23 protein-coding genes are annotated in these 22,247 nt (G+C 68.0%); 5 read left to right on the top strand and 18 right to left on the bottom strand.

All coding sequences use genetic code 11. From position 1 onward, the window contains the following. The first annotated feature begins 38 nt into the window (after positions 1 to 38). Entirely contained in the window at positions 39 to 1,019 is a 981-nt protein-coding gene (locus tag QCD70_RS14625; RefSeq protein WP_301217532.1) for a sugar phosphate isomerase/epimerase family protein, read from the top strand. A gap of 6 nt (positions 1,020 to 1,025) precedes the next feature. Here the strand turns inward: QCD70_RS14625 and QCD70_RS14620 are convergent, their stop codons facing one another. From QCD70_RS14620 to QCD70_RS14590, 7 genes are all read right to left on the bottom strand, one after another. Continuing rightward, the gene (locus QCD70_RS14620; RefSeq protein WP_301217530.1) at positions 1,026 to 2,090 is read right to left on the bottom strand and encodes an L-idonate 5-dehydrogenase; all 1,065 of its coding nucleotides are present in this window, start codon (positions 2,088 to 2,090) and stop codon (positions 1,026 to 1,028) included. Between the two features lie 12 nt (positions 2,091 to 2,102). Continuing rightward, the gene (locus QCD70_RS14615) at positions 2,103 to 2,840 is read right to left on the bottom strand and encodes a fumarylacetoacetate hydrolase family protein (protein ID WP_301217527.1); all 738 of its coding nucleotides are present in this window, start codon (positions 2,838 to 2,840) and stop codon (positions 2,103 to 2,105) included. Then, positions 2,840 to 3,607, bottom strand: a complete 768-nt coding sequence (locus tag QCD70_RS14610) for an SDR family oxidoreductase (RefSeq protein ID WP_301217525.1) — start codon at positions 3,605 to 3,607, stop codon at positions 2,840 to 2,842. Before QCD70_RS14610 ends, QCD70_RS14615 begins: the two co-directional genes overlap by 1 nt. Further along, positions 3,604 to 4,158, bottom strand: coding sequence for a gluconokinase (locus QCD70_RS14605; protein ID WP_301217523.1), 555 nt, complete (start codon positions 4,156 to 4,158; stop codon positions 3,604 to 3,606). The genes QCD70_RS14610 and QCD70_RS14605 overlap by 4 nt, the downstream gene beginning before the upstream one ends. Beyond that, a complete protein-coding gene (locus QCD70_RS14600; RefSeq protein WP_055930299.1) occupies positions 4,139 to 5,557 on the bottom strand; it encodes an MFS transporter in 1,419 nt (472 codons plus the stop codon). Before QCD70_RS14600 ends, QCD70_RS14605 begins: the two co-directional genes overlap by 20 nt. A 112-nt stretch (positions 5,558 to 5,669) precedes the next feature. Next, complete coding sequence (locus tag QCD70_RS14595; protein ID WP_301217519.1) at positions 5,670 to 6,458, bottom strand: IclR family transcriptional regulator; 789 nt, start codon at positions 6,456 to 6,458, stop codon at positions 5,670 to 5,672. Between the two features lie 35 nt (positions 6,459 to 6,493). Further along, a complete protein-coding gene (locus tag QCD70_RS14590) occupies positions 6,494 to 7,552 on the bottom strand; it encodes a D-2-hydroxyacid dehydrogenase (protein ID WP_301217517.1) in 1,059 nt (352 codons plus the stop codon). An 87-nt stretch (positions 7,553 to 7,639) separates the two neighbouring features. On the opposite strand from QCD70_RS14590, the gene QCD70_RS14585 reads away from it, so the two are divergent. The 3 genes from QCD70_RS14585 to QCD70_RS14575 all read left to right on the top strand — a co-directional run bounded on the left by QCD70_RS14585 (position 7,640) and on the right by QCD70_RS14575 (position 10,530). Next, on the top strand, positions 7,640 to 8,557 hold the full coding sequence (locus QCD70_RS14585) for an NAD(P)-dependent oxidoreductase (protein ID WP_301217515.1): 918 nt from the start codon (positions 7,640 to 7,642) through the stop codon (positions 8,555 to 8,557). A 41-nt stretch (positions 8,558 to 8,598) separates the two neighbouring features. Further along, positions 8,599 to 10,065 carry an NADP-dependent phosphogluconate dehydrogenase gene (gndA, locus tag QCD70_RS14580; RefSeq protein ID WP_301217513.1) on the top strand — a complete coding sequence of 489 codons (1,467 nt, stop codon included), beginning with the start codon at positions 8,599 to 8,601 and terminating at the stop codon, positions 10,063 to 10,065. Between the two features lie 96 nt (positions 10,066 to 10,161). Continuing rightward, positions 10,162 to 10,530, top strand: a complete 369-nt coding sequence (locus QCD70_RS14575) for a hypothetical protein (protein ID WP_301217511.1) — start codon at positions 10,162 to 10,164, stop codon at positions 10,528 to 10,530. On the opposite strand, the gene QCD70_RS14570 is transcribed toward QCD70_RS14575, so the two are convergent. Genes QCD70_RS14570 through glmU form a run of 3 tightly spaced genes read right to left on the bottom strand, consistent with a single transcriptional unit; the run spans position 10,523 to position 13,223 of the window. Then, a complete protein-coding gene (locus QCD70_RS14570; RefSeq protein ID WP_301217509.1) occupies positions 10,523 to 10,777 on the bottom strand; it encodes a mycoredoxin in 255 nt (84 codons plus the stop codon). The two genes, QCD70_RS14575 and QCD70_RS14570, sit on opposite strands and share 8 nt — an antisense overlap. A gap of 27 nt (positions 10,778 to 10,804) precedes the next feature. Then, the gene (locus tag QCD70_RS14565) at positions 10,805 to 11,809 is read right to left on the bottom strand and encodes a ribose-phosphate diphosphokinase (RefSeq protein WP_441004947.1); all 1,005 of its coding nucleotides are present in this window, start codon (positions 11,807 to 11,809) and stop codon (positions 10,805 to 10,807) included. Beyond that, the gene (gene glmU / locus QCD70_RS14560; protein ID WP_301217505.1) at positions 11,784 to 13,223 is read right to left on the bottom strand and encodes a bifunctional UDP-N-acetylglucosamine diphosphorylase/glucosamine-1-phosphate N-acetyltransferase GlmU; all 1,440 of its coding nucleotides are present in this window, start codon (positions 13,221 to 13,223) and stop codon (positions 11,784 to 11,786) included. The genes QCD70_RS14565 and glmU overlap by 26 nt, the downstream gene beginning before the upstream one ends. Positions 13,224 to 13,368: 145 nt before the next feature. Between glmU and QCD70_RS14555 the strand changes: the two genes are divergently transcribed. Beyond that, the gene (locus QCD70_RS14555; RefSeq protein ID WP_301217503.1) at positions 13,369 to 14,160 is read left to right on the top strand and encodes a LysM peptidoglycan-binding domain-containing protein; all 792 of its coding nucleotides are present in this window, start codon (positions 13,369 to 13,371) and stop codon (positions 14,158 to 14,160) included. Positions 14,161 to 14,526: 366 nt separating this feature from the next. Here the strand turns inward: QCD70_RS14555 and QCD70_RS14550 are convergent, their stop codons facing one another. The 8 genes from QCD70_RS14550 to QCD70_RS14515 all read right to left on the bottom strand — a co-directional run bounded on the left by QCD70_RS14550 (position 14,527) and on the right by QCD70_RS14515 (position 22,219). Then, positions 14,527 to 15,861 carry an HNH endonuclease signature motif containing protein gene (locus QCD70_RS14550; protein WP_301217501.1) on the bottom strand — a complete coding sequence of 445 codons (1,335 nt, stop codon included), beginning with the start codon at positions 15,859 to 15,861 and terminating at the stop codon, positions 14,527 to 14,529. Between the two features lie 287 nt (positions 15,862 to 16,148). Beyond that, a complete protein-coding gene (locus QCD70_RS14545) occupies positions 16,149 to 16,676 on the bottom strand; it encodes a hypothetical protein (protein ID WP_301217499.1) in 528 nt (175 codons plus the stop codon). A 57-nt stretch (positions 16,677 to 16,733) separates the two neighbouring features. Then, on the bottom strand, positions 16,734 to 17,525 hold the full coding sequence (locus tag QCD70_RS14540) for a siderophore-interacting protein (RefSeq protein WP_301217496.1): 792 nt from the start codon (positions 17,523 to 17,525) through the stop codon (positions 16,734 to 16,736). A 97-nt stretch (positions 17,526 to 17,622) separates the two neighbouring features. Then, the gene (locus QCD70_RS14535) at positions 17,623 to 18,480 is read right to left on the bottom strand and encodes a phosphogluconate dehydrogenase C-terminal domain-containing protein (protein ID WP_301217494.1); all 858 of its coding nucleotides are present in this window, start codon (positions 18,478 to 18,480) and stop codon (positions 17,623 to 17,625) included. Further along, entirely contained in the window at positions 18,470 to 19,270 is an 801-nt protein-coding gene (locus QCD70_RS14530; RefSeq protein WP_301217492.1) for a sugar phosphate isomerase/epimerase family protein, read from the bottom strand. The genes QCD70_RS14535 and QCD70_RS14530 overlap by 11 nt, the downstream gene beginning before the upstream one ends. After that, complete coding sequence (locus tag QCD70_RS14525) at positions 19,267 to 20,013, bottom strand: triose-phosphate isomerase family protein (RefSeq protein ID WP_301217490.1); 747 nt, start codon at positions 20,011 to 20,013, stop codon at positions 19,267 to 19,269. The genes QCD70_RS14530 and QCD70_RS14525 overlap by 4 nt, the downstream gene beginning before the upstream one ends. Further along, positions 20,013 to 20,483, bottom strand: coding sequence for a ribose-5-phosphate isomerase (locus tag QCD70_RS14520; RefSeq protein WP_301217488.1), 471 nt, complete (start codon positions 20,481 to 20,483; stop codon positions 20,013 to 20,015). Before QCD70_RS14520 ends, QCD70_RS14525 begins: the two co-directional genes overlap by 1 nt. Further along, positions 20,480 to 22,219, bottom strand: a complete 1,740-nt coding sequence (locus QCD70_RS14515; RefSeq protein WP_301217486.1) for a dihydroxyacetone kinase family protein — start codon at positions 22,217 to 22,219, stop codon at positions 20,480 to 20,482. Before QCD70_RS14515 ends, QCD70_RS14520 begins: the two co-directional genes overlap by 4 nt. Positions 22,220 to 22,247: the final 28 nt, after the last annotated feature.

Below are 22,247 nucleotides of genomic sequence, written 5' to 3'. Positions count from 1 at the left end.
GACGAGTACATGATGCACCCCGAACGAAAGGGAAAGTTATGCTCTACAGTGCCGACACATGGCCCATCACCGTCGCACTCCTTCAGTTTCCCGCCATCGCGCGCGATGGCACTCGGGCCCAGGATGCGACACCGGATGCCTGGGCCACAGCGTTCAGGCAGGTCGCGAGGGCGGGCTTCTCAAGCGTGGACCTCACGGATGTGTGGGTGCGTGCCGCCGATCTGTCGCCCGGCAGACTGACGGACTTCGCCGACGCGGCCCTCGACGCGGGCCTCACCACGCCCGCGATCTCGCTCATCCGTCGCAGTGTGCTGCACGCGCGACACGGCGACGACAACCTCGCCTACAGTCATAGGGCGATAGATGCCGCCGCGGCCCTGGGCGCCGGAGTCGTTTCAGTGGGACTGCACCAGGAACTCACCGACGAACAGAAGGACCAGCTGTGGTTCTGGACAGTCACGGGCCACCAGGATCCGGTGGGAGACCCGGACATGTGGGACCGGGCCGTCAGGCGACTAGGCGAGCTGGGTAGACACGCGGCGGAGGTCGGGGTTCTTCTGAGCCTCGAAATGTACGAGGACACCTACCTCGGCACGGCCGATTCCGCCGTGCACCTCGTCGAGGACATCGGGCTGGAATCAGTGGGCCTCAATCCCGACACCGGAAACCTGCTGCGGCTGCACCGCGCGATCGACGACTGGAGGGATCTTCTCGAGCGGACGCTCCCCTTCGCGAACTACTGGCACGTGAAGAACTACCAGCGCGATGAAGACAGGAAATCAGGTAGGTACAGCGCAATGCCCTCAACCTTGGAGGGTGGCGTCATCAACTACCGGGAAGCCCTCGACATCGCCATATCGAGCGGATTCCAGGGAGTCATCTGCTGCGAGCAATACGGAGGCGACGGCCTGAGCGTCAGCGGAACGAACCAGCGTTACCTGCGGTCCGTGCTTCCAGAAACGGGCGATTACGACGTTCCGTCCAGCAGGCGGCTCCAGTACGCACCCGCTGTCGGCTGAATCGCATCAGAACCGCAGAAGCACCTTGCCCGACACGGCCGAATCCCGGGCCACCTCGAAAGCCCGCAGGGACTCCTCGACGGCGAAATCGTGCGTGACTACCGGGCCCACCTGAAGCGACCCGTCCGCGAGCGCCGCGATCACGTCGTCGATCTCGTCGTTGAATCTGAACGACCCGACGAGCTCGAGTTCCCGTGTGATCGCGATCGAGATGAGTGCCGGCTGTTCGCCCGAGGGCAGCAGTCCGACCATGACGACGCGTCCGCCGCGGGTGACCCCGCGAACGGCGGAGGCGAGTCCGCGGTGGCTGCCGGATGATTCGAGCGCGATGTCGGCGTCGACCGCGTCGATGGCGTCGGTATCCGTCGCCAGGATCGCCCTGTCTGCACCGACGGCGGATGCGATGGCGAGCGGGCCGTCGAACATGTCGGTCGCGATGATCTCCGCTGCACCGGCGCGTTTCAGCACCGCGACGATGAGGGTTCCGATCGGACCGCTTCCGATCACCAGTACGCGCTTGCCCCGCACGTCTCCCGCGCGCGCGACCGCATGCCAGGCCACACTGGCCGGCTCGACCAGGGCGGCGTCTCGAAGCGACAGTCCCTCGGGAAGCGCGCGGAGCATCCGGCTGTCGAGCACGACGCGCGAGGCGAAGGCGCCGTCGGTGTGCGGATCCCTGGCCGCACTGCCGAGGTAGGTGCACCCCGGAGACAGGTTGGGGCGGTCTTCCGGATAGCGCGAGCCGTCGCCCGCACCGGGGGTGGCCGGATGCACGGCTACCGGAGTGCCCGCTGCGGGACCGCTGCCGTCCGCGGCGGCGATGCGCACCGTGCCCACGACCTCGTGACCCAGCAGCATGGGGCGCCGAAGGATCGACTCTCCGGCCGCGCCGTGCAGCCAGTAGTGCAGATCTGAGCCGCAGATGCCCCCGTAGGCGATGTCGACGACGGCCTGGTCTGCCCGGGGTGTCGATACCACGACGTTCTCGACGCGCAGGTCGTCCTTCGCGTGCGCGACAACCCCGATCGCGGTCGAGTCGTCGACCTCACGTGCTTCAGTAGTGGAATTCATCGGATGCGCCTCCTAGACGATCGTGCTGCTGAGGGTTCCGATGCCCCCGAGGCTGATGTCGACCCGGTCGCCGGGCACGACGGGGAGGTAGGTTCGCGGAGCACCCGTCATGATGACGTCGCCCGCCTCGAGGTCGAGCCAGCCGGTCACGTAGACGAGGGTCTGCACCACGGTCGAACCGAGGTTGAACGAGCCCGACTCGGCGAGCACGACTCCGTTGATCGCCACTCCGGTGGGCACGGACTCGGGGTCGGCGATGTCCGTCTCGATCCACGGCCCGAGAGGCGTGTAATTCGCCCCGCTCTTGCTCTGGAAGTTCTTCTCGTCGATCGGAACCTGGTCGACGTTGGTCACATCGTTGGCGATCGTGTAGCCGAGGACCGCATCGAGGGCGTTCTCCGGGGTGAGCTTCGACGCGTGACGACCGATCACCACGGCCAGCTCTCCCTCGATGTTCACCGTGCCGACGTCGCGCACGATCGCGACGCGGGCCTCCGGGCCGGTGACGCTGTGCGGCGACTTGTACCAGGCCTGAATGGGCAGCACGTGGTCGTTGTTGCCTCTGTTCTGCGCGATGCCGAGCAGAACACGAGGGTCGGCCGGGGCGAGCAGCACGGCGTCCTCGAAGGCCGTCGAGGCGCCGGTGTACTGCAGTCGATCCGCGAAGGGATCGACGATGTGCTGCCAGCCGGCCGCGTCGGCCACGGCGTAGCTCGGGCCTGTGGACGTCGCGAGTCGCGCGATACGCATCAGACGACCGCCGTCATTCCGCCGTCGACGTAGACGACCTGGCCGTTGACGAAGTCCGAGGCGCGCGACGAGAGGAACACGAGTGCGCCCACGAGGTCTTGGGTGTCACCCCACCGACCCGCCGGGGTGCGTGTCTTCACCCACGCGCTGAACGCTTCATCGTCGACGAGCGCCTTCGTGAGCTCCGTCGCGAAATAACCGGGGGCGAGCGCGTTGACCTGGACGCCGCTCGGACCGAGATCGGCGCACATGCCCTTGGTCAGCATGGCGATGCCGCCCTTGGTCGCCGCGTAGGCGGCGATGCCGGGACGACCGAGCTGCGATTGCACCGAACCGATGTTCACGATCTTTCCGGATCCGCGGCGCACCATGCCCCGTGCGACCCGCTGTCCGACGAGGAACGCGCTCGACAGGTTCGTGGCGACCAGGTCGTTCCAGTCGACGAGGCTGAACTCGGTGAAGGGCGCGCGGCGCTGGATGCCGGCGTTGTTGACGAGGATGTCGATGTCGCCCACCTCGTCCTCGATGCGCGAGATGCCCGAGTCGACGGCGTCGGGATCGGTGACGTCGAACGTGGCGGTGCCGATCCCGGCGTCGGTGGCGTCCGACAACGATCGCCGGGCCGTGTCGAGGGTCTTCTGGTCGCGACCGTGCAGCACGATCCGCGCACCCGCAGCCGCCAGCCCGCCGGCGAGCGTGAGGCCGATTCCGCGGCTGGAGCCGGTCACGAGGGCGGTGCGGCCCGTGAGGTCGAAGAGGTCTGTCATCGGGCATCCTTTGCGAAGGGGGCGAGGCGGTCGACGATCGAGGTGACCATCGCATCCGGGGTGAGGGTGACGTCGGCCACGAGATGGACCTCGTCGTCTCCGAGCGGTTCGAGCGCGTCGACCTGGGACGCCAGCAACGTGACGGGCATGAAGTCGTGCGACCGGGCATCCAGTCGCGACGCGATGACATCACGTTCGCCCTGCAGGTGCACGACCACGAGGTCTCCCGCCTCTCGACGCAGGGCGTCGCGATAGCGGCGCTTGAGCGCCGAACACGCCACCACCACGTCGACGCCGTCGCGCCGGGCTTCGGCGATCGTCGCGCCGATCCGGTCGAGCCACGGCGCCCTGTCGTCGTCGTCGAGCGGGATGCCGGCGCGCATCTTCTCGCGATTGGCTTCGGGATGCAGGTCGTCGCCGTCGATGAACGGCACCCCGAGTCTCTCGGCCAGGAGCGCGCCGATCGTGGACTTTCCCGACCCGGTCACCCCCATCATCACGATGGGGGCGACCGCGAGCGTGACGGCCGACTCAGCGCGAGGCGCGGGCAAGGTATTCCTTCCGCGAGACGATGGCGGTGGGGCGGGTGCGCACGTCCTCGTCCGTGTCGAGCGACGCATCCTGCAGCGAGGTCAGATCGCGACCGCGGGTCTCCGGCACGATGAATGTGGTGGCGAACGTGATCGCGGCGAGCACGAACACGTAGGTCGCCAGGGGCCACCAGGCCCCGCCGGAGATTCCGATGAACCATGCGCCGAGAACGGGAGCCAGTCCTCCGGCGAGGACGGCGCTCAGTTCGCGCGACGTGGCGACGCCGATGTACCGGTGCCGATTTCCGAACAGTTCGGGCAGCAGCGCGCACTGCGATCCGAGCATCGTGTTCACACCGAAGCCGATGGCCACGGCGATCACCACGATCACGATGACGGGGTTGCCGAGTGAGAGCAGCCACCAGCCGGGGAAGGCGAGCACCAGAAGGAACAGCGCGCCGAACCGGTAGACGGGCAGCCGACCGAATCGGTCGGAGAGGTGACCGGCGAACGGCACCGACACGATGCCGACGAGCGATCCCACGGCGACGGCCAGCGGACCGATCCACGCGCCGACGCCGATGGTGCCGACGACGAAGCTCACGGCCAGCGTGTTGAAGAGGTAGGAGCCGCCGTTCTCGGCCATGCGCAGTCCGATGCCGCGAAGCACGTTGGGGAATGAGCTGGTGAAGATCTCCTTGAGGGGGCTGTCCGCGACCTGGTCCTGCTTCTCGAGCTGCACGAACGTCGGGCTCTCGCGCAGGCGGAGCCGGATGAACAGCGCGACGCCGATGAGCACGATCGATGCCAGGAACGGGATGCGCCATACGCCGGCGAGCAGCACCTCGGTGGGCAGCGTGCCGAGGTACACGAAGACACCCGCTGCGAGCAGCGTGCCCGCCTGGATGCCGATGAACGGGAGGGCAGCGAAGAATCCGCGCCGACGCACGGGAGCATACTCGGCCATCAGCACAGTCGCTCCTGCTTGCTCGGCCCCGGCGCCGAATCCCTGCAGCAGGCGCATGAGCACGAGCAGGGCTGGGGCCCAGAGCCCGATCTGGTCGTAGGTCGGCAACGCACCCACAAGCGTGGATGCCCCGCCCATCAACGCGATGGTGACCAGCAGCACCCACTTGCGGCCGAGCCTGTCACCGATGGTTCCGAAGAAGATGCCTCCGAGCGGGCGTGCGATGAAACCGACTCCGAATGTCGCGAAGCTGGCCACCAGACCGGCGGCCGGGTCGAGGTCGGTGAAGAAGACCTTCGAGAAGATGAGCGCCGAGGCCAGGCCGTACAGCGCGAAGTCGTAGTACTCGAGAGCACTCCCGACACTGGAGGCCAGGGTGGCCCGCCTGAGATTCGCCGCGTAGTCCGGGTCGTCTGATGCCCTGGCGGGTGTGGATGGTTGGTTCGTCGTCACGGTCGTTCCCCTTGCCCGGGCTGCTCTGCCCGACGAGACCGACGCTAACACCATGCTGAACGGAGTTCAACATTCTGAACGAATTAAATTCGGGTCACTTTCTCGTGGCCCGTCACGCGACGAGAAGCGGCCTCGTCAACTCGTCTGCGGCGGCGCGCAGGGCGTTCAGAACCTCGGTGCGCAACTCGTCCGTGTCTCCCGGATGCACGAGCGAGGCACCGATGCTGAACGACGGCTCGCCCACCCGACTCGACGGTATGAGCACGGCCAATCCGAGCACGCTGAGGTGCACCTCGCCGTCGTCGACCGCGTATCCCTGTGCGCGAGTCTCTTCGAGCTTCGCCTGGAGCGACGCCAGGTCGGCGGTGGAGCGATTCGTCAGGGTCACGAGGTGGCTCGGCTCCCGGAAGAGCGCCTCGATGCGCTCGGGCTCGAGCTCGGCAAGCAGTGCCGTGCCCACGGCCGTCGCCGATGCCGGATAGCGGTCCCCCACACTGGCCGAGAGCGGAAAGCGCTCGCGCCCCTCGTAGACCGCGAGATACAGAACCCTCGCTCCGTCGAGCATGGCGATCTGCACGAGGTGCGAGCGGAGCACCTCGGATTCCTCGCAGATGCGATAGAACTCTCGAATCTGGTCGAAGCCGGCGAGATATGCGCTGCCCAGCTCGACCGCGCGGCGCCCGAGCAGAAAACCCCCTTCGGTGCGGCGCACCAGGCCGCCCTCCTCCAGGGATGCGCAGAGGTTGGAGGTGGACGACTTGGCGATGCCGAGCTCCCGCGCAATGTCACTGAGGGCCCGCGCACGCCCCGGGGTCTCGGCCAACAGATCGAGGATCTTGACGGCTTTCACGACCGCGGGGGCGAGCGCACCCTTGTCGGCGTCGATGTCTGGAATCGCCATCGTCTCCCTCTCGGCTCGGACCCGTGGCCCGTCGGTTAGTAGAACTCGACCGTATCAACCCGGTTGATGAGTTCCTCACCGTCGAGGTACCGTCGCGCGTTCTCGGCGAAGAGCTCGGCGATCAGCCTGTCCTCCTCCGAATTGACGGCCGCGGTGTGCGGACTCACGAGCACCTGCGGCGAGTCCCAGAGCGGGCTCTGAGCAGCAAGAGGCTCGGACGCGAACACATCGAGAGCGGCGAAGCCGATACGGCCGTCGTCGAGGGCGACGACGAGCGCCTCCTCGTCGATGACCGTTCCTCGACCCACGTTCACCAGGGTCGTTCCCGGCACGACGTTCGCCAGAACGCGCGCGTCGATCATCTTCTCCGTGGCCGCCGTGCCCGGCAGAGTCACGACGATCCCGTCGACCCGGGCCACGACGTCGGCGAGGTCGTCGGTGCTCACGAGCTCGTCGACGTTCTCCACCGGTGTGCCGTGCCTGCTGGTTCCGATGACCGTGGCGCCGAGCGCTTTCAGTTTGCGCGCGGTCTCGCGTCCGATGCTTCCGAGCCCCACGACGAGGATCGTCTGCTGGCCGAGGTGCTTCATGTTCCACCGGTCGGTCCAGCGGTGCTCGCGCTGCTGCTGCTGCAGGCGCGGAAGCGTCTTCGCACCGGCGAGCAGTCCGAACAGGGCGAACTCGGCGAGGGGCCCGACGTGCACCCCGGCCGATGAGGTGACGGCCACACGCTCGAGCTGTTCCTCCGTCAAACCTGCCTTCTTCACCTGGCCGCCGACACCGGCGGGCATCCCCTGCACCCAGCGCAGCCCGGGGTTCGAGTCGGCCGCCCGCTTCAGCGCCGTGGCCGACTCGTCGGGCAGCCCGTAGAGCACCTCGGCGCTGTCGATCAGCTCCTCGAACCGCACCTGCTGGTCGGGAGTGCGCTCGAACGCGGGGTCACCCGAATGGTCTCCGGCGAATCTCATCGGAGGCAGCAGGGCCTGGTCGCGGATGAAATCGATGCGTGGTTCTCGCGAAACGACCATCTCGATGAGCTCTTCGCTGATCGGGGTCGCCGCCACCACGCGGAGTCGTTGGTCTTCTCGGGTCACGTCGTCGTCCTTAGAAATCCGTAAGCTGGGATGAATCAGTCTACCCGGCTATTCACTCCAGTGAACAGTGTTCTATATGCTGGTCGCATGTCAATGGCGCATGAGATCCCCCACCCGGCACATCCCTCGATCGGCATGATCGGACTCGGCAACATGGGAACACCCATGGCCCGGAATCTCATCAAGGCCTTTCCAGGCCGGGTCTCCGTGACCGGCCGCTCTCGAGAACGGGCCCGAGACGTTCTCGACGCGGGTGCGACGTGGCGCGACTCGCCCGTCGAGCTGGCGGCGGCGGCGAGCATCCTCATCCTCATGGTCCCCGATCTGCCCCAGGTCGACGAGCTTCTCTTCGGCGACAACGGCATCGCCGCTGCCGACACGGAGTGCGTGGTCGTCGTCTGCTCCTCGGTCTCGCCCACGGGCATCCGCTCGACCGACGAACGGCTGCGCGGCCAGACCGACGGTCGCATGCGCATCGTCGATGCTCCCGTCTCCGGCGGCACAGAGGGAGCATCCGCGGCAACCCTCTCGATCATGGTCGGCGGCGCCGACAGCGATGTCGCCATCGCCCTGCCGGTTCTCGCAGCCTGCGGCACTCCCGTGCACCTCGGCCCCCTCGGCTCGGGCGACATCGCCAAGGCCTGCAACCAGCTCATCGTGGCCGCGACGATGGCCGCCGTCAGCGAGGCCAGCGTCATCGCCGAACGGTCGGGCCTCGACCTCGACACCCTCCTGACGCTCCTGCAGGGCGGCTACGCGGGCAGTCGCGTCCTCGAGACCAAGAAGGACCGGCTCGTCGCCCGCGACTACTCGCCCTCCGGCGTCGCCCGCTTCATGGTCAAAGATCTGTCATTCGCCCACGCTGCGGCCGTCGAGACGGCCACGTCGACGCCGATTCTGGATGCGCTCCGCTCCCAGTTCGACGGCCTCGTCGCGGCGGGTCTCGGCGACGACGACCTGGCCGTCATTCACCGCTATATCGAAGACCTCGACCACCCTCGTTAGCTACTCTGTAGACGACGGAACAACACCTAGGAGACCAGACAGTGTCAGACACTTCAAGTTCGACGGCCACCGCCAACATCGGCGTGGTCGGCCTCGCCGTGATGGGGTCCAACCTCGCCCGCAACCTCGCCAGCCGCGAGGGCAACACGGTTGCCGTGTACAACCGTTCCCCCGAACGCACCGATCTCCTCACCTCGGAGCACCCCGAGGCCGAGTTCGTGGCGTCGAAGACGATCGAGGACTTCGTGGCATCACTGCAGAAGCCGCGCACCGCGATCATCATGGTGCAGGCCGGCAAGGGTACCGACGCCGTCATCAGCCAGCTCTCCGACCTCTTCGAAGAGGGCGACATCATCGTCGACGGCGGAAACGCGCTCTTCACCGACACCATCCGCCGCGAGAAGGCTGCCCGCGAACGCGGCCTGAACTTCGTCGGCGCCGGAATCTCCGGCGGCGAGGAGGGTGCGCTCAACGGCCCGAGCATCATGCCCGGCGGATCCGCCGAGGCGTATGAGACGCTCGGCCCGATCCTCGCGTCGATCGCGGCCGTCGCCGAGGGCGAGCCGTGCGTCACCCACGTCGGAACCGACGGTGCCGGCCACTTCGTCAAGATGATCCACAACGGCATCGAGTACGCCGACATGCAGCTCATCGCCGAGGCCTACGACCTGATCCGCCGCGGCACGGGCTACTCCCCCGCGCAGATCGCCGATGTGTTCGCCGAATGGAACAAGGGCGAGCTCGAGAGCTACCTCATCGAGATCACCGCAGAGGTGCTGCGACAGGTCGACGCCGAGACGGGCCGCCCGCTCGTCGACGTGATCCTCGACCAGGCCGGCTCGAAGGGAACCGGAGTCTGGACCGTGCAGACGGCGCTCGACCTCGGAATCCCCGTATCGGGCATCGCCGAAGCCGTCTTCGCCCGGGCCCTGTCGTCCAAGCCCGCCCAGCGCGCCGCATCCAGCGACCTGCCCGGCCCCAGCGAGACCGTCGCTGTCGATGACCCTGCCGCGTTCATCGAAGACGTGCGCAAGGCGCTCTACGCGTCGAAGATCATCGCGTACTCGCAGGGCTTCGACGCCATCGTCGCCGGCGCCGAGCACTACGGCTGGGATATCAAGAAGGGCGAGATCGCCAAGATCTGGCGCGGTGGCTGCATCATCCGCGCCCGCTTCCTGAACCGCATCACCGAGGCGTACGCCGAGAACCCGGGTCTGGTCGCGCTGGTCACCGCGCCCTACTTCACAGAGGCGATCGCCGGCACGCAGGATGCCTGGCGCCGGGTCGTCGTGAGCGCCGTGCAGGCCGGAATCCCGACCCCCGCATTCTCGTCGTCGCTCGCGTACTACGACGGGCTGCGCGCAGACCGCCTCCCGGCGTCGATCGTCCAGGGACAGCGCGACTTCTTCGGCGCGCACACCTACAAGCGCATCGACAAGGAGGGCACGTTCCACACGCTCTGGTCGGGCGACCGCACCGAGATCGAGTCCGAGGGCTCCTCGCACTAGGACACCGTTCCTGAGCCTGTCGAAGGGCTGCCCCTGAAGGCCCCTTCGATGGGCTCAGGGAACGAAGGCCGCTCGGGATGCGAGACTGGTGAGGCTATGTCCTTCTACTCAGACGAACCGGAACTCGAGGGGTACGTGCCGCATGGCGATCGCCCCCTCAGAAGCGAGCGCATGCGCAGGGCGATGCGCATCGTCGTGATCGTCGGTCTGATCTGTCTTGTGCTCCCCGGCATTCTCACGACGGCCAGTTTCAGCCATGCCACCGCGGAGCGGGCATGCGCCATCATCGCCCCGTACCAGGACCCCACGACCCAGGGGTCGTCTGCGCACTTCGAGCTGTTCGGCGACGGCGGCCTGGGATGGCAGTGCTACACGGTCGGAGCCTACGGCGGCGACCGCAATGTCGCGCCTCTCGGGCTCTTCCCCGCCATTCCTACCCGGCCGGAGCCGGGCCAGGTCAGCTGAGGCGCGTCGCGACCTCGTGAGCCGAGGGGTTCGTGGCGCTGGTGCCATCGGGGAAGATGACGGTCGGAACCGTCTGGTTGCCGCCGTTGAGCGACGCCACCAGTTCGGCGGTGCCGTCGACCTCTTCGATGTTGACCTCGGTGTAGCCGATGCCCTGCTTGTCGAGCTGGCTCTTCAATCGTGCACAGTACCCGCACCAGGAGGTGGAGAACATCGTGATGGTGCCGGCTGCGGGGGTGTAATCCATAGCTGAAAGCCTACGCTCGAATCGTGCTCAGGCGTCCCCGTCGAACATGCTCGTGACGGAGCCGTCTTCGAACACCTCGTGGATGGCTCGCGCGATCAGCGGAGCGATCGGGAGGATCGTCAGCTTGTCGAAACGCTTGTCGAGGGGCAGGGGAAGCGTGTCGGTGACGACGACCGAGTCGATGAAGTCCGACTGCAGGATCTCGGTGGCCGGGTCGGAGAACACCGCGTGGGTGGCCGCGACGACGACGCTGAGCGCGCCGGCCTTCTTGAGCGCCTCGGATGCCGCGACGATCGTGCGGCCGGTGTCGATGAGGTCGTCGACGAGCAGGCAGACACGCCCACTGACGTCGCCGACGATCTCGTGAACGGAGACCTGGTTGGGAACGAGCGGATCGCGGCGCTTGTGGATGATGGCCAGCGGTGCGCCGAGCTTGTCGCTCCAGATGTCGGCCACGCGCACGCGCCCCATGTCGGGCGAGACCACGGTGAGGGTCGACGGGTCGAGCTCGGTGCGCATGTGCGCCAGAAGAACGGGCATCGCGAAGAGGTGATCGACGGGACCGTCGAAGAATCCCTGGATCTGGGCGGCGTGCAGGTCGACCGACATGATGCGGTCGGCGCCGGCGGCCTTGAACAGGTCGGCCACGAGACGGGCCGAGATGGGCTCGCGCCCGCGACCCTTCTTGTCTTGCCTCGCATAGGGATAGAAGGGGGCGACGACGGTGATGCGCTTGGCGGATGCGCGCTTCAGGGCGTCGACCATGATGAGCTGCTCCATGAGCCACTCGTTGATGGGCGCGCTGTGCGACTGGATGACGAAGACGTCGGCGCCTCGCACGCTCTCGTCGTAGCGCACGTAGAGCTCGCCGTTGGCGAAAGTGCGGGCGTCGGTGGGAAGCAGGTCGGTGCCGAGTGCGGCCGCGACATCGATCGCCAGCTGCGGGTGGGCGCGTCCGGATGCGACCAGAAGGCGCTTCTCCCCGGTGGAGGTGATGTCCGACAAATTAGTCTCCACTCTGTTCTGACGCATGGTCGTCGGCGGCGATCGCCGCAGCTGTTCCCGGTCGGTTCGTGGCGACCCAGCCCTCGAGGTTCCGCTGCGGAGCGACGTTAATTGCCAGCGCTCCGGCCGGCACGTCCTTTCGGACGACCGTTCCTGCACCTGTGTACGCTCCGTCGCCAATTCTAACGGGGGCGACGAACACGTTGTGCGACCCGGTGCGCACGTGCGACCCGACGATCGTCTTGTTCTTGTTCACCCCGTCGTAGTTCGCGGTGATGGTGCCCGCGCCCACGTTCGAGGCGACCCCCACCGTGGTGTCGCCGATGTACGAGAGGTGCGGAACCTTGCTGCCCGCTCCGATGGTCGAGTTCTTCGTCTCGACGAAGGTGCCGATCTTGCCGCCGGCCTCGAGGATCGTGTTCGGGCGCAGGTAGGCGAAGGGGCCGACGCTGGCACCGGCACCGATGACCGACAGGGTCGCATCCGTTCGTTTCACCTCGGCGCCCTCGCCGATCTCGCAGTCGACCAGGGTCGTGTCGGGGCCGATCACCGCGCCGGTCGCGATCACCGTGGCCCCGCGGATCTGCGTTCCGGGAAGGAGCTCGACGTCGTTGGCGATGGTCGCCTTGAGGTCGATCCAGGTGGTGGCCGGATCCTGCACGGTCACGCCGGCGAGCTGCCAGCCCCGCACGATGAGGGCGTTGAGCTTGGCGGCCGCCACGCTCAGCTGCGCCCGGTCGTTGATGCCCTCCACCAGCCAGGGCTCCGAGACGGGGACGGCCGCGACCTCGGAGCCGGCCGCGCGCAGCAGGCCGACGACGTCGGTGAGGTACTTCTCGCCCTGCGAATTCTGGGTGTCGAGCGAGGCGAGGGTGTCGCGCAGCTCCGACAGGCCGAAGAGGTAGACGCCCGCGTTGATCTCGGCGATCGCGAGTTCGGACTCGGACGCATCGCGGTGCTCAACGATGCTCTGCAGCCGACCGTCGCCGTCGCGCACGATGCGGCCGTAACCTGTGGCGTCGTCGAGGAAGGCCGACAGCAGCGTCGCCGACGACGATCCGGCGCGGTGCGACTCGATGAGGGCCGTGAGCGTCGCCGCGTCGAGCAGGGGCACGTCGCCGTTGACGACGAGCACCTCGCCGGAGAAGTCGGCGGGAAGGGCGGCGACGGCCTGTTCGACCGCGCGGCCCGTGCCGGGAACCTCGTCCTGGTCGACGATCATGCCGCCGGGCAGCTGTTCGTCGATCACCTCGGCCAGCTGATCGCGCTCGTGACGGACGACGGCGACCGTGTAAGCGGCATCCATTTCACGGGCGGTGGCGAGCACATGGCTCACGATCGGGATGCCCGCGAGGGTGTGCAGCAGCTTGGGCTTGGCGGACTTCATGCGCGTGCCCTGGCCTGCAGCCAGGATCACGATGGCCAGGTGGGAATCGGTCAATGCTCTGCTCCGGTTTCTGGCTGCGGCGCGACGTCCATCGTCGGCCGCGGTGCGGTGTGCGTCGCCTCAACGATACCGGCAGCGGGCTCGCCCATGCTGCACGCGAGCGGTGCGCACGAGGGTCGCGGCGAGGCATACTTGCGCTATGACACGAGGAGTCGGCCCTCTGGCCATGGCGCTCGGCATTCTGCTTCTGGCCGGATGCTCGGCAGACGGCGCGCCGGCGCCCAGTGTGACCGGCACGGCTCAGGATGGCGCGGCCGCCGACGACCTGCGCCCCGTGGTCGCCCCCGGCACGACAGCCGCCACGGGCGCATTCGTCGACACTGCAGCCGTGACCGGTTCGGTCTCCATCCGGGTGAACGACGCCGGCATCTTCGAGCTCGTCGTGACAGACCTTGTTGTTCCGGATTCCTCCGCCGTGCAGTTCACGCTCACGGCCGACGCGCTCTCCCCCGACGAGCAGTGTCTCGATTCCGACTGGCGATTCGGCCTCGGCCAGGCAGAGCAGGGTCACGATCCGTCGGTTCCGCTGGTGTTTCCCATCGGCGGCAGCGACGGTATCGGCCAGGGCGATCTCTCGTTCATCCGCGAGGTCGTGGTCACCCGCGCAGCCTCCGGAGGCGCCCCCGACAAGGCCTGCCCCATCCCGCTGCTCTCGCACGCTCCCCTCGCATGGAGCACTCCCGACATGCGGCCCGGCCTGGACGTCGTCGACTCCGGTCCGGTCACGGGAGCCATGGGCACCGTGGCACTCGACGGCGACGACCCAACGGCATACACCGTCGCACAGGGAGACACGCTCGCGGCCGTGGCGGATCGCTTCGGCATCGCCCTCGACGACCTGTTCTACCTGAACCCGCGGCGCTCGCCGAACCCCGAGGACTCGCAGGCCTTCACCGGCGAGGTTCTCAACCTGTCTCGCACGAACCGCTGACGTCAGCCGACACCAACCCGGTGTTCGGGAGAGTTTCGAGGCGCACGAAAGCGCGGAGCGTGCCCGCCCCAGCGTTCCGATGGGAGCCCGGGGTGATCTCGATACGCGGTGCTCGTTCCTCGCCCCGCTACTCGATCAGCGCGCGGGTGGTGGTGGGTGTCGGGCGCGCTGGATTATCGGCGCTGTGCGGAGGCGCTCTCGTCTCCCTAGCGCTGATCGAGGTGGCCGCCCTTCGACAAGCTCGGGGAACGCCTCGGCCTTACCCGCTGGCGCCGGACGAGTAGGCCGCTGCGGCTATATCGAGACCCGGAGATCTTCTGCGCTGATCGAGTGGGCCGCCTGGGCTGTATCGAGACCCGCTGGTGGTTAGAAGGGGCAGTCGGCGAGCTCCTCCTCTTCCGTGATCGTCGTCGTCGTCGCGGCCGCGGCCGCGGCCGCGGTTGCTGCTGCCGCTGTGGCCTTGAAGAGGGCTTGTGGTGCGGGCCGCATCCGGCCTTCTGGCCGAACCGTGTAGACGTGGCCGGCCGGAGAGGTCGCCGTGAGGGTGTCGTCTCCGTTCTGGACGAACTCCCACCTCGTGTGGTGCTTCACCCGATGATGCCCCGCGCTCAACGGGGCCAGGTTCTCGGGGATGGTGCCGCCACCGTAGGCATGGTCTTCGGTGTGGTCCATGTCCGCCTGCTCCGACGGAACCGTGCACCCCGGGAACACGCATTCCGGATGCACGAGCCGGGCGTGGTCGATCATCGCCGCGGTCGGCCGATAGTCGCGGGGGTCGGTGGCCAGGATCCGCCCCATGATCGGGTCTGTGAGGATCCTCCGCCACGATGTCGCCTCCGCGGTCAACTGGGCGGCAGTGGCCGGGTCGATGGGACCGTACCCGCGGAGGATCGCCGCCTCCTCACCCACCCCGAGGAGCGTCATCGCGGGAACCATCACATGCACCCGACCCCGAATACCCCGGGTGGCTCCGGGGATCGAGGGTTCCCCGTTGAGCAGCAGATCGGTCAGGACGTCGACTTTCAGGTGCCCCATGCTGCGAGGGTCACCACCTGTTTTCAGTCCGGCCGCCAATCGCACGGCCCTGTCCGCGATCGCGTGGATCTCCGGCGCCGGGGCGAATAGGGTGAGGCAGGCCATGCCGTCCGCCGCCGGATCCACGTAGATGCGGCGGGTCCCCGCGGCTTTCTCTGCTCGTTCGACGGCGGTGGTGGGTTGGGCGAGTTCGACCTCGTGGCGGGTTTTCTTCTCGAGCTGCTTCGGGTTCACCTCGACAGCCAGAGAAGCGAGCCTCGTGTCGTACGTGGCCAACGCGTCGCCCTCTAACCCTTCGGCGTGCTTCGCGATGACCTCAGCGTGCTCCCACGACATGAGCCCTGCGGCCACCGCGGCCAGAGTCGCGGGGAGCCGATCGACGAGGGCCGTACTCGTGTCGATCAGCGTGGCGGCGCGGTACTCGGTTCGTCGGGTCAGCAGGGCGAGCTCGGTAAGGAGCTCGACGCGTTCGACCCGGGCCGTGGACCATTGCGGTCCGGCGGTGGACGTGTCGACCGGCGCCTGCCGGTCGAGGTGGTTTCTTGCCGCGGTGACGCGTCTGGCCCTGACTGCGGATAGGCGGGCTATCTGCGTGTCGAGGGCGGCGACCTCATCGAGCGCGACCAGGTACGGGTCAGGCTCGAGGGGTGGGCTTTCGAATGTCATGGGGAAAGTCAAACAGTGACCACCGACACTGGGTCGGAGCGAGCATTCGATGCTTGATCAGGGGAAACGACTGTGGATAAGTGCCGCTAATGGTGGGTTGTGGAGGAGGGGACGCGGACTGGATGGGTCCCCTTCGACAAGCTCAGGGAACGGGCCTCGATACGGCCGCGAGCGGCCTACTCGACCGGCGCGGGGGCGGACGGGCTGCTCGACCGGCGCGGCCGCGGTGGCCTACTCAACGGGCGGTGGTGCGGGCGGGCCGCTCGAGCATCGCAGCGGGTGGCGCGTCAGCAGCCTCCGCCGATCTGCTCGGAATCGACGGGCCAGCGGATGTCGAGCACGTCGCCCGGCTGCACCTCGAGGTAGTCGGAGCAGCGGAAGTTCACGCGGACCACGTCGTCGACCTGCAGATTGAAGCGGGAGGCGATCGCCAGCACCTGATCCTGGTTGGCGACCGTGTAGCTGTATTCGTAGTCGTTCAGCGCGACAGCCGGTCCCGTGGCGAACTGCTGCGGACCCGAGTCGCTGACCCACGGCGTCGTCGCCGTGTTTCCCCCGTCTGTCTGCCCGCCCATGGCGTTGGGCGAGACGGGAGGAGCGGGCGGCTCGGGAGCGGGTGCCGGCTCGGGTTCGGGCTCGGCAGCCGGCGTGGGTGTGGGGGTCGGCGTGGGTGTCGGCGTGATGGTGACCGCGGGCGCGCTCTGGGTGATCGTGACCGTCGGGGCGGGCTCGGGCGCCGGAACGCACGCACTGAGACCGACGAGCAGAACCGTGGCGATGACGACGAGGGGCGCTCTGCGCTGGGCACGATTCATACGATCATTGTGCCCGATGGCCCGCGAACCAACGCGATCGTTTTGGAACGCGCAGACTCAATCGGAGACGGGCTCGATGACGCCGACGGGCTCGCGCTTCTCCGCCTGGAATCGATCCTCGGTGCGTCCGAACGCCCAGTAGCCCGAGAGCGACAGCTGCGTGCGCGTGACGCCGCGTTCCTTGAAGACCTCACGGAGCTGCTTCATGGCGCCGCGCTCCCCGTGGGCGAAGACCTGCACCCGACCCTCGTCCCAGTCGTGGTCGGCGACCGCGTCGGCGAGCAGGGTCGTCTCCCCCGCCTGCGCATCGCGGCGCAGCAGCCAGCGCACCTCGACACCCTCGGGGGCTCGCAGCTCGATGGCGTCGACCTCGGAGTAGGTCTCGATGAACGCGACGCCCCGCGCGGTCGCGGGGAGGGCATCCAGAGCCGACGCGATGGCGGGAAGGGCCGACTCGTCGCCGGCGAACAGATGCCAGTCAGCCGTCGGATCGGGGGCGTATCCCCCACCCGGGCCGGAGACGACGGCGACGTCGCCCGGCTTCGCGGCGGCCGCCCAGGGCCCCGCGAGGCCCTCGTCACCGTGCACGACGAAGTCGATCGAGATCGTCTTGTCTGCCTCGTTCACCTCGCGCACGGTGTAAGTGCGGGTCACCTGATGTCCGTCGACATCGGTGAACAGCATCTTCACGTACTTGTCGGTCTTGTCGTTGCTCTCGAAGGCGTCGAAGCCGGCACCTCCGAGAACCACGCGAACGAGGTGGGGAGAGAGCCTGAGGCTGCGAACGACCGAGAACGTGATCTGGGTACGCGGCTTGCGGGCGCCCGCGGCTGGGGCGGTGAGGGACATGGCATGACCTAACTTCGAGACGAACTTAGGCAAGCCTAACAAGCAGATACGGGCGACGACCCCTGATGGAGTCGTCGCCCGCTCTTCTCTCCGACTTCTAGCGCTCGATCTTGTCGAGGTGCAGCATCTTCGCGAGGTTCTTGTCGAGCTCCTCGTCGCTGAAGACCTTCTTCCAGTCCTCCTTGATGATGGCGCCGCGGCCGTAGTCCATGGCGATCAGGCAGGCGTCCGAGAAGGGGTTGTCACCCTTGAGCGTGTTCGCCAGGGCGACCTGCGTGTGGCCGAGCAGGATGGCGCGCGCGGCGGGCTCGGGAACGCCCATCGTGTTCACGGCCTCGTCGAGCGACTCCTTGAGCAGGGCACCGATCATGCAGGCGATGGTCTCCACCAGGGTGGGCTCGAGCTGGGCGAGCTGCTTGACGGTGGTCCAGTGCACGTCGCCGACCGGGGCGAAGATCGCGCGCACGACCTGCTCGACCTGAGCCTTCTTCGACTCGTCGTCGCTCTCGATCGCGGCGATCGCATCCTGCAGGGCTGCGATTCCGCCGAAGGTGTCGGCGTACTCCTCGGGCGTGTGGCGCTCGACGAAGATCGACGGGTGGCACGGGTGCGTCACGGCCTCGATCACGTCGTCGCGGCGGGTCAGCAGACCCGCGTAGGCGGCGGCGGGGTCGAGGGTGAGCACCACGGCACCGCTCTTCATCTGCGGAACCACGTCGGCCGAGACGGCCTTCAGTGCGAGGTCGGGAACGGCGAGCACCACGACATCGGCGTCCGCCACAGCGGTGGGGGTGTCGGTGAGCACGCGGCCGGTCGCCGTGACGCGCTCCTGCCCTGCGGGCGAGACCTCGCTGTAGTACACGGTGTAGTCGGTCTTGACGAGGTTGTTGGACACGCGCATGCCCATCTTGCCGCCCGCGCCGATGACGGCGATGGTGAGGTTGTCAGTAGACATTCTTGCTCCTTAGATATGCGAGGTTGTGGTCGTTCCAGTCGTTCTCCAGCTGCACCGTCTCGTCGATGGTGTCGTGCAGGGGAAGCCAGTGTTCGATCACCTGGTTGATGCCGCGGTCGTTCGGACGCACGGTCTCGAGCAGGTAGTCGTAGTCGAGGAGGCCCGTGCCGAGCGGGGCGCCCTCCAGGGTGAAGCCCACCCAGCCGCCACGCCGGGTGAACGCGAAGTCCTTCACGTGGATGTTCTTGACGTAGGGCGCCGTGCGATCGATCACGTCACGCGGGTTCTCGAGCGCCGCCACGCTGTTCGCCGGATCGAGGCATATGCCGAGCCGGGAATGCGCCACCTGCTCGACGAGCCCCACGAGGTCGGTCGACGTCACCTGCTCGTAGGTCTCGAGGGCCAGGTCGACGCCGGCCTCGTCGTACGCGCCGAGAACCTGTCGCAGCTGCGATTCGGCCTCGGCGAGAGTGGGCCGCGACGTGGGCGAGTAGAGCATGCTGCGCACGATGGATGCGTCGAGCGCGTTCGCGAGGTCGAGATATTTCTCGAGGTGCTCGGGCGTCACCCCCTTCGTGCCGAGCTCGAGGGTGATCCCGAGCTCGTGCGCCAGATCGGACAGGCGTGCGACGTCGTCGCGACTCAGGTCCTCGATGGGTGCGTAGTCGCAGAACTGGAACAGCTCGACGTTCAGTTCCGCCGTGCGGCGCAGCATGTCGAAGGCGTCGAGCCGGTTCGGCGCGAGCTCGGAGTGCTGCCAGAAGAACGCGTAGGAGCCGAGGCCGATCATCGCCGGGCCCCCGCTTCGTCGAGAACGCGCCCCAACGCATCCGTGTCGTGGGCGAATCGACCGAGGAAGATGCCGTCGACCTCGTCACCGAGCTCGGCCAGCAGTCCGGGGCCGGCGCTGCCGCCGTAGATGACGGCGCTGTCGGGCCGGTCGGCCACGGCCGCGTGAAGTCGGCCGCAGACGGCCCGCACGTACGCGGGTTCCGCGGGCTCCGCCGCTCCGATCGCCCAGACGGGCTCGTAGGCCACGATCACGCGGCCCGCGGGAGCGCCGTCGAGCGCCGAGTCGAGCTGGCGCAGGCACTCCGCGGCGGCGTCCTCAGGAGAGGTACGCGTCTTCTCGCCCACGCAGAGCACGGGAGCGAGACCGTTGCGCAGTGCAGCGGAGGTCTTGCGTGCCACGACCTCGTCGGTCTCGCCGAACAGGGCGCGACGCTCCGCGTGGCCCACCTCGACGACCCGCGCGCCGACCTCGGCGAGTTCGACCCCACTGACTTCGCCGGTGAACGCTCCCGCATCCTCCGTCGCCAGGTCCTGCGCCCCCACGAGCACGGGTGTTCCCTCGAGAACGCCGACGCTCTGCGCGAGCGACACGAATCCCGGAATCACGAAGACCTCGACGGAGCCGTCTCGCACCGCCGGATGGCGACGGGCGAGGTCACCGACCTTCGAGATCCAATCGAGCGTCTGCGCGTGCCCGAAGTACATCTTCAGGCTCACGCCGACGAGGGTGGGGGTGGTCATCAGCAGGAGCCCGTTGCCTCGTACTCCGAGAGCACGGCGACCTTCTCGGCGCTCGCGCTGGATTCGTCGAAGCGGTACGTCAGCCACTCGCTCACGAGGCGGCGGGCGAGCTCGATGCCGATGACGCGCTGGCCCATGGTGAGCACCTGGGCGTTGTTGCTCAGGATCAGTCGCTCGACCGAGAAGCTGTCGTGGGCGACGGATGCGCGGATTCCCGCGACCTTGCCGGCGGCCATTGCGACGCCGATTCCCGTGCCGCAGAAGAGGAGCGCGCGGTCGGCCTCGCCGGCGGCGACGAGCTCACCGGCGGCGACACCGATCTTCGGGTAGGCGGTGTGGCCGTCGGCGTCGACACCGATGTCGGTGACGCTCTCGACGAGATCGCTCGCCTCGAGGTCCTTCTTCAGGATCTCCTTGTAGTCGAATCCCGCGTCATCGCAGCCGATGACGATGCGGAGCTTGTCAGTCATTTCTCTCCTTCAGTGGCGCCGGCCAGGACGGCGGCGATGGATTGCACGATGAGGCCGAACGAGTACGCTCCGGCGTCGGGGGTTCCGAGGCTCTTCTCCGCGTGCGGACGCGCGCGGCCCATGCGGGGCAGCAGGTCGGCCGTGGCTGTCGCCGCTGCGGAAGCGGCATCGGCCGCGCTCTGCCAGGCATCGGCGAGAGAGGCTCCCCCCTCGACTCCGCTCGTCAATGTGTCTCGGAAGGGCACGAGGGCGTCGACCATCGTCTTGTCGCCCACCTCGGCCTTGCCGAACGACATGATGCCGTCGACCGCGGCCGCGACTCCGACAGACACCGAGTCGGCCGTCGGCCTGCCCTCGTCGCCCAGCGCGTCGCCGACCGCCGACAGGGCGACGCCCCACAACGCTCCCGACGTGCCGCCGGCCTTGTTCGCCCAGGCGTTCGCCGACAGCTCGAGAAGGGTTCTCGCACCGGCGCCCAGGGCGAGCGCCTCGGAGGCCGCGGCCGATGCGGCCCGCGCGCCCCGCTGCATCCCGATGCCGTGGTCGCCGTCGCCGGCGACCGCGTCGATGCGGCCCAGCTCGTCGGCGTTGGCGTCGACGACCCGGGCGATCGCCTCGATCGCGTGGGCGACGACGGCTGCAGCCTGCCTGGAGTCCTCGTCGGACTCGGGGATGACGACCGCCTGTGCGGCCTCGATCTCGCTGGGGTCGAGCTGCTGCACCGCTGCCACCGAACCCTTGCGGTAGGCGGGGGTGTCGGCCGGTGCACGCCAGAAGCGTTCGAGTTCGTCGTCGAGCCAGAACAGCGTGAGCGAGGCGCCCGCCATGTCGAAGCTGGTGACGAGCTCGCCCACTTCGGGGTCGACGACCTCGAGGCCGGCCTCCGCCAGGAGCACGGCGATGCGACGGTAGACGACGAAGAGCTCCTCGTATTTCACCGAGCCGAGCCCGTTGAGGATCACGCCGACCCGCCGACCCTCGGGCGACGAGATGCCCTCGGGCAGCTCGGCGAGCAGCGACTCGACGAACAGCGACGCGAGGCCGTCGGCGGTGGGCACGTCGGTCTCGTCGATTCCCGGCTCACCGTGGATGCCCATTCCCACGGCCATGCGGCCGTCGGGAACCGTGAAGAGGGGCGCGTCGGCACCCGGGAGCGTGCAGCCCGAGAAGGCGACGCCGAAGGAGCGGGTGCGTTCGTTCGCCAGCTCGGCGACGCGCACGACCTCGTCGAGCGAGTAGCCCTCCTCGGCCGCGGCTGCGGCCGACTTGAACACCGTGAGGTCACCCGCGATGCCGCGGCGCTTGTGCTTCTCGGCCGCCGGGGCGGACGAGATGTCGTCGGTCACCGCGACGCTGCGCGTCTGGATTCCGGCGGCGTTGAGCTTCTGCTCGGCCTGGGTGAAGTGCAGCACGTCTCCGGCGTAGTTGCCGAAGCTGAGCAGCACTCCCCCGCCGCGGTTGGCGGCGAGCGCGACCGACTCGACCTGCTGCGCAGACGGCGACGCGAACAGGTTGCCCATGGCGGCGCCGTGCGCGAGCCCCTGGCCGACGATGCCGCCGAATGCCGGGTAGTGGCCCGAACCGCCGCCGACGACGAGCGCGACCGTTCCCTCGGGCGTGCGGGTGCTGCGCACCACTCCGCCCGCGACACGGCGCACCTGATTCGCGTTCGCGGCCACGAAGCCGTCGATCATCTCGTCGGCGAACTCGGTCGGATCGTTGAAAAGGCGAGTCATCTGATATCTCCTGGGGTGTCGATAGTCG

The sequence above is a fragment of the Agreia sp. PsM10 genome (assembly GCF_030433855.1).
GTDB lineage: Bacteria > Actinomycetota > Actinomycetes > Actinomycetales > Microbacteriaceae > Agreia.
The sequence above is the reverse complement of the archived record's forward strand: the minus strand, read 5'-3'. Positions and strand labels throughout refer to the sequence as shown.

Coding starts and splice junctions, on each gene's coding strand:
- QCD70_RS14625 (WP_301217532.1), top strand. CDS start 39: ATGCTCTACAGTGCCGACACATGGCCCATCACCGTCGCACTCCTTCAG.
- QCD70_RS14620 (WP_301217530.1), bottom strand. CDS start 2,090: ATGAATTCCACTACTGAAGCACGTGAGGTCGACGACTCGACCGCGATC.
- QCD70_RS14615 (WP_301217527.1), bottom strand. CDS start 2,840: ATGCGTATCGCGCGACTCGCGACGTCCACAGGCCCGAGCTACGCCGTG.
- QCD70_RS14610 (WP_301217525.1), bottom strand. CDS start 3,607: ATGACAGACCTCTTCGACCTCACGGGCCGCACCGCCCTCGTGACCGGC.
- QCD70_RS14595 (WP_301217519.1), bottom strand. CDS start 6,458: ATGGCGATTCCAGACATCGACGCCGACAAGGGTGCGCTCGCCCCCGCG.
- QCD70_RS14585 (WP_301217515.1), top strand. CDS start 7,640: ATGTCAATGGCGCATGAGATCCCCCACCCGGCACATCCCTCGATCGGC.
- QCD70_RS14575 (WP_301217511.1), top strand. CDS start 10,162: ATGTCCTTCTACTCAGACGAACCGGAACTCGAGGGGTACGTGCCGCAT.
- QCD70_RS14570 (WP_301217509.1), bottom strand. CDS start 10,777: ATGGATTACACCCCCGCAGCCGGCACCATCACGATGTTCTCCACCTCC.
- QCD70_RS14565 (WP_441004947.1), bottom strand. CDS start 11,809: ATGCGTCAGAACAGAGTGGAGACTAATTTGTCGGACATCACCTCCACC.
- QCD70_RS14555 (WP_301217503.1), top strand. CDS start 13,369: ATGACACGAGGAGTCGGCCCTCTGGCCATGGCGCTCGGCATTCTGCTT.
- QCD70_RS14550 (WP_301217501.1), bottom strand. CDS start 15,861: ATGACATTCGAAAGCCCACCCCTCGAGCCTGACCCGTACCTGGTCGCG.
- QCD70_RS14545 (WP_301217499.1), bottom strand. CDS start 16,676: ATGAATCGTGCCCAGCGCAGAGCGCCCCTCGTCGTCATCGCCACGGTT.
- QCD70_RS14540 (WP_301217496.1), bottom strand. CDS start 17,525: ATGTCCCTCACCGCCCCAGCCGCGGGCGCCCGCAAGCCGCGTACCCAG.
- QCD70_RS14535 (WP_301217494.1), bottom strand. CDS start 18,480: ATGTCTACTGACAACCTCACCATCGCCGTCATCGGCGCGGGCGGCAAG.
- QCD70_RS14530 (WP_301217492.1), bottom strand. CDS start 19,270: ATGATCGGCCTCGGCTCCTACGCGTTCTTCTGGCAGCACTCCGAGCTC.
- QCD70_RS14525 (WP_301217490.1), bottom strand. CDS start 20,013: ATGACCACCCCCACCCTCGTCGGCGTGAGCCTGAAGATGTACTTCGGG.
- QCD70_RS14520 (WP_301217488.1), bottom strand. CDS start 20,483: ATGACTGACAAGCTCCGCATCGTCATCGGCTGCGATGACGCGGGATTC.
- QCD70_RS14515 (WP_301217486.1), bottom strand. CDS start 22,219: ATGACTCGCCTTTTCAACGATCCGACCGAGTTCGCCGACGAGATGATC.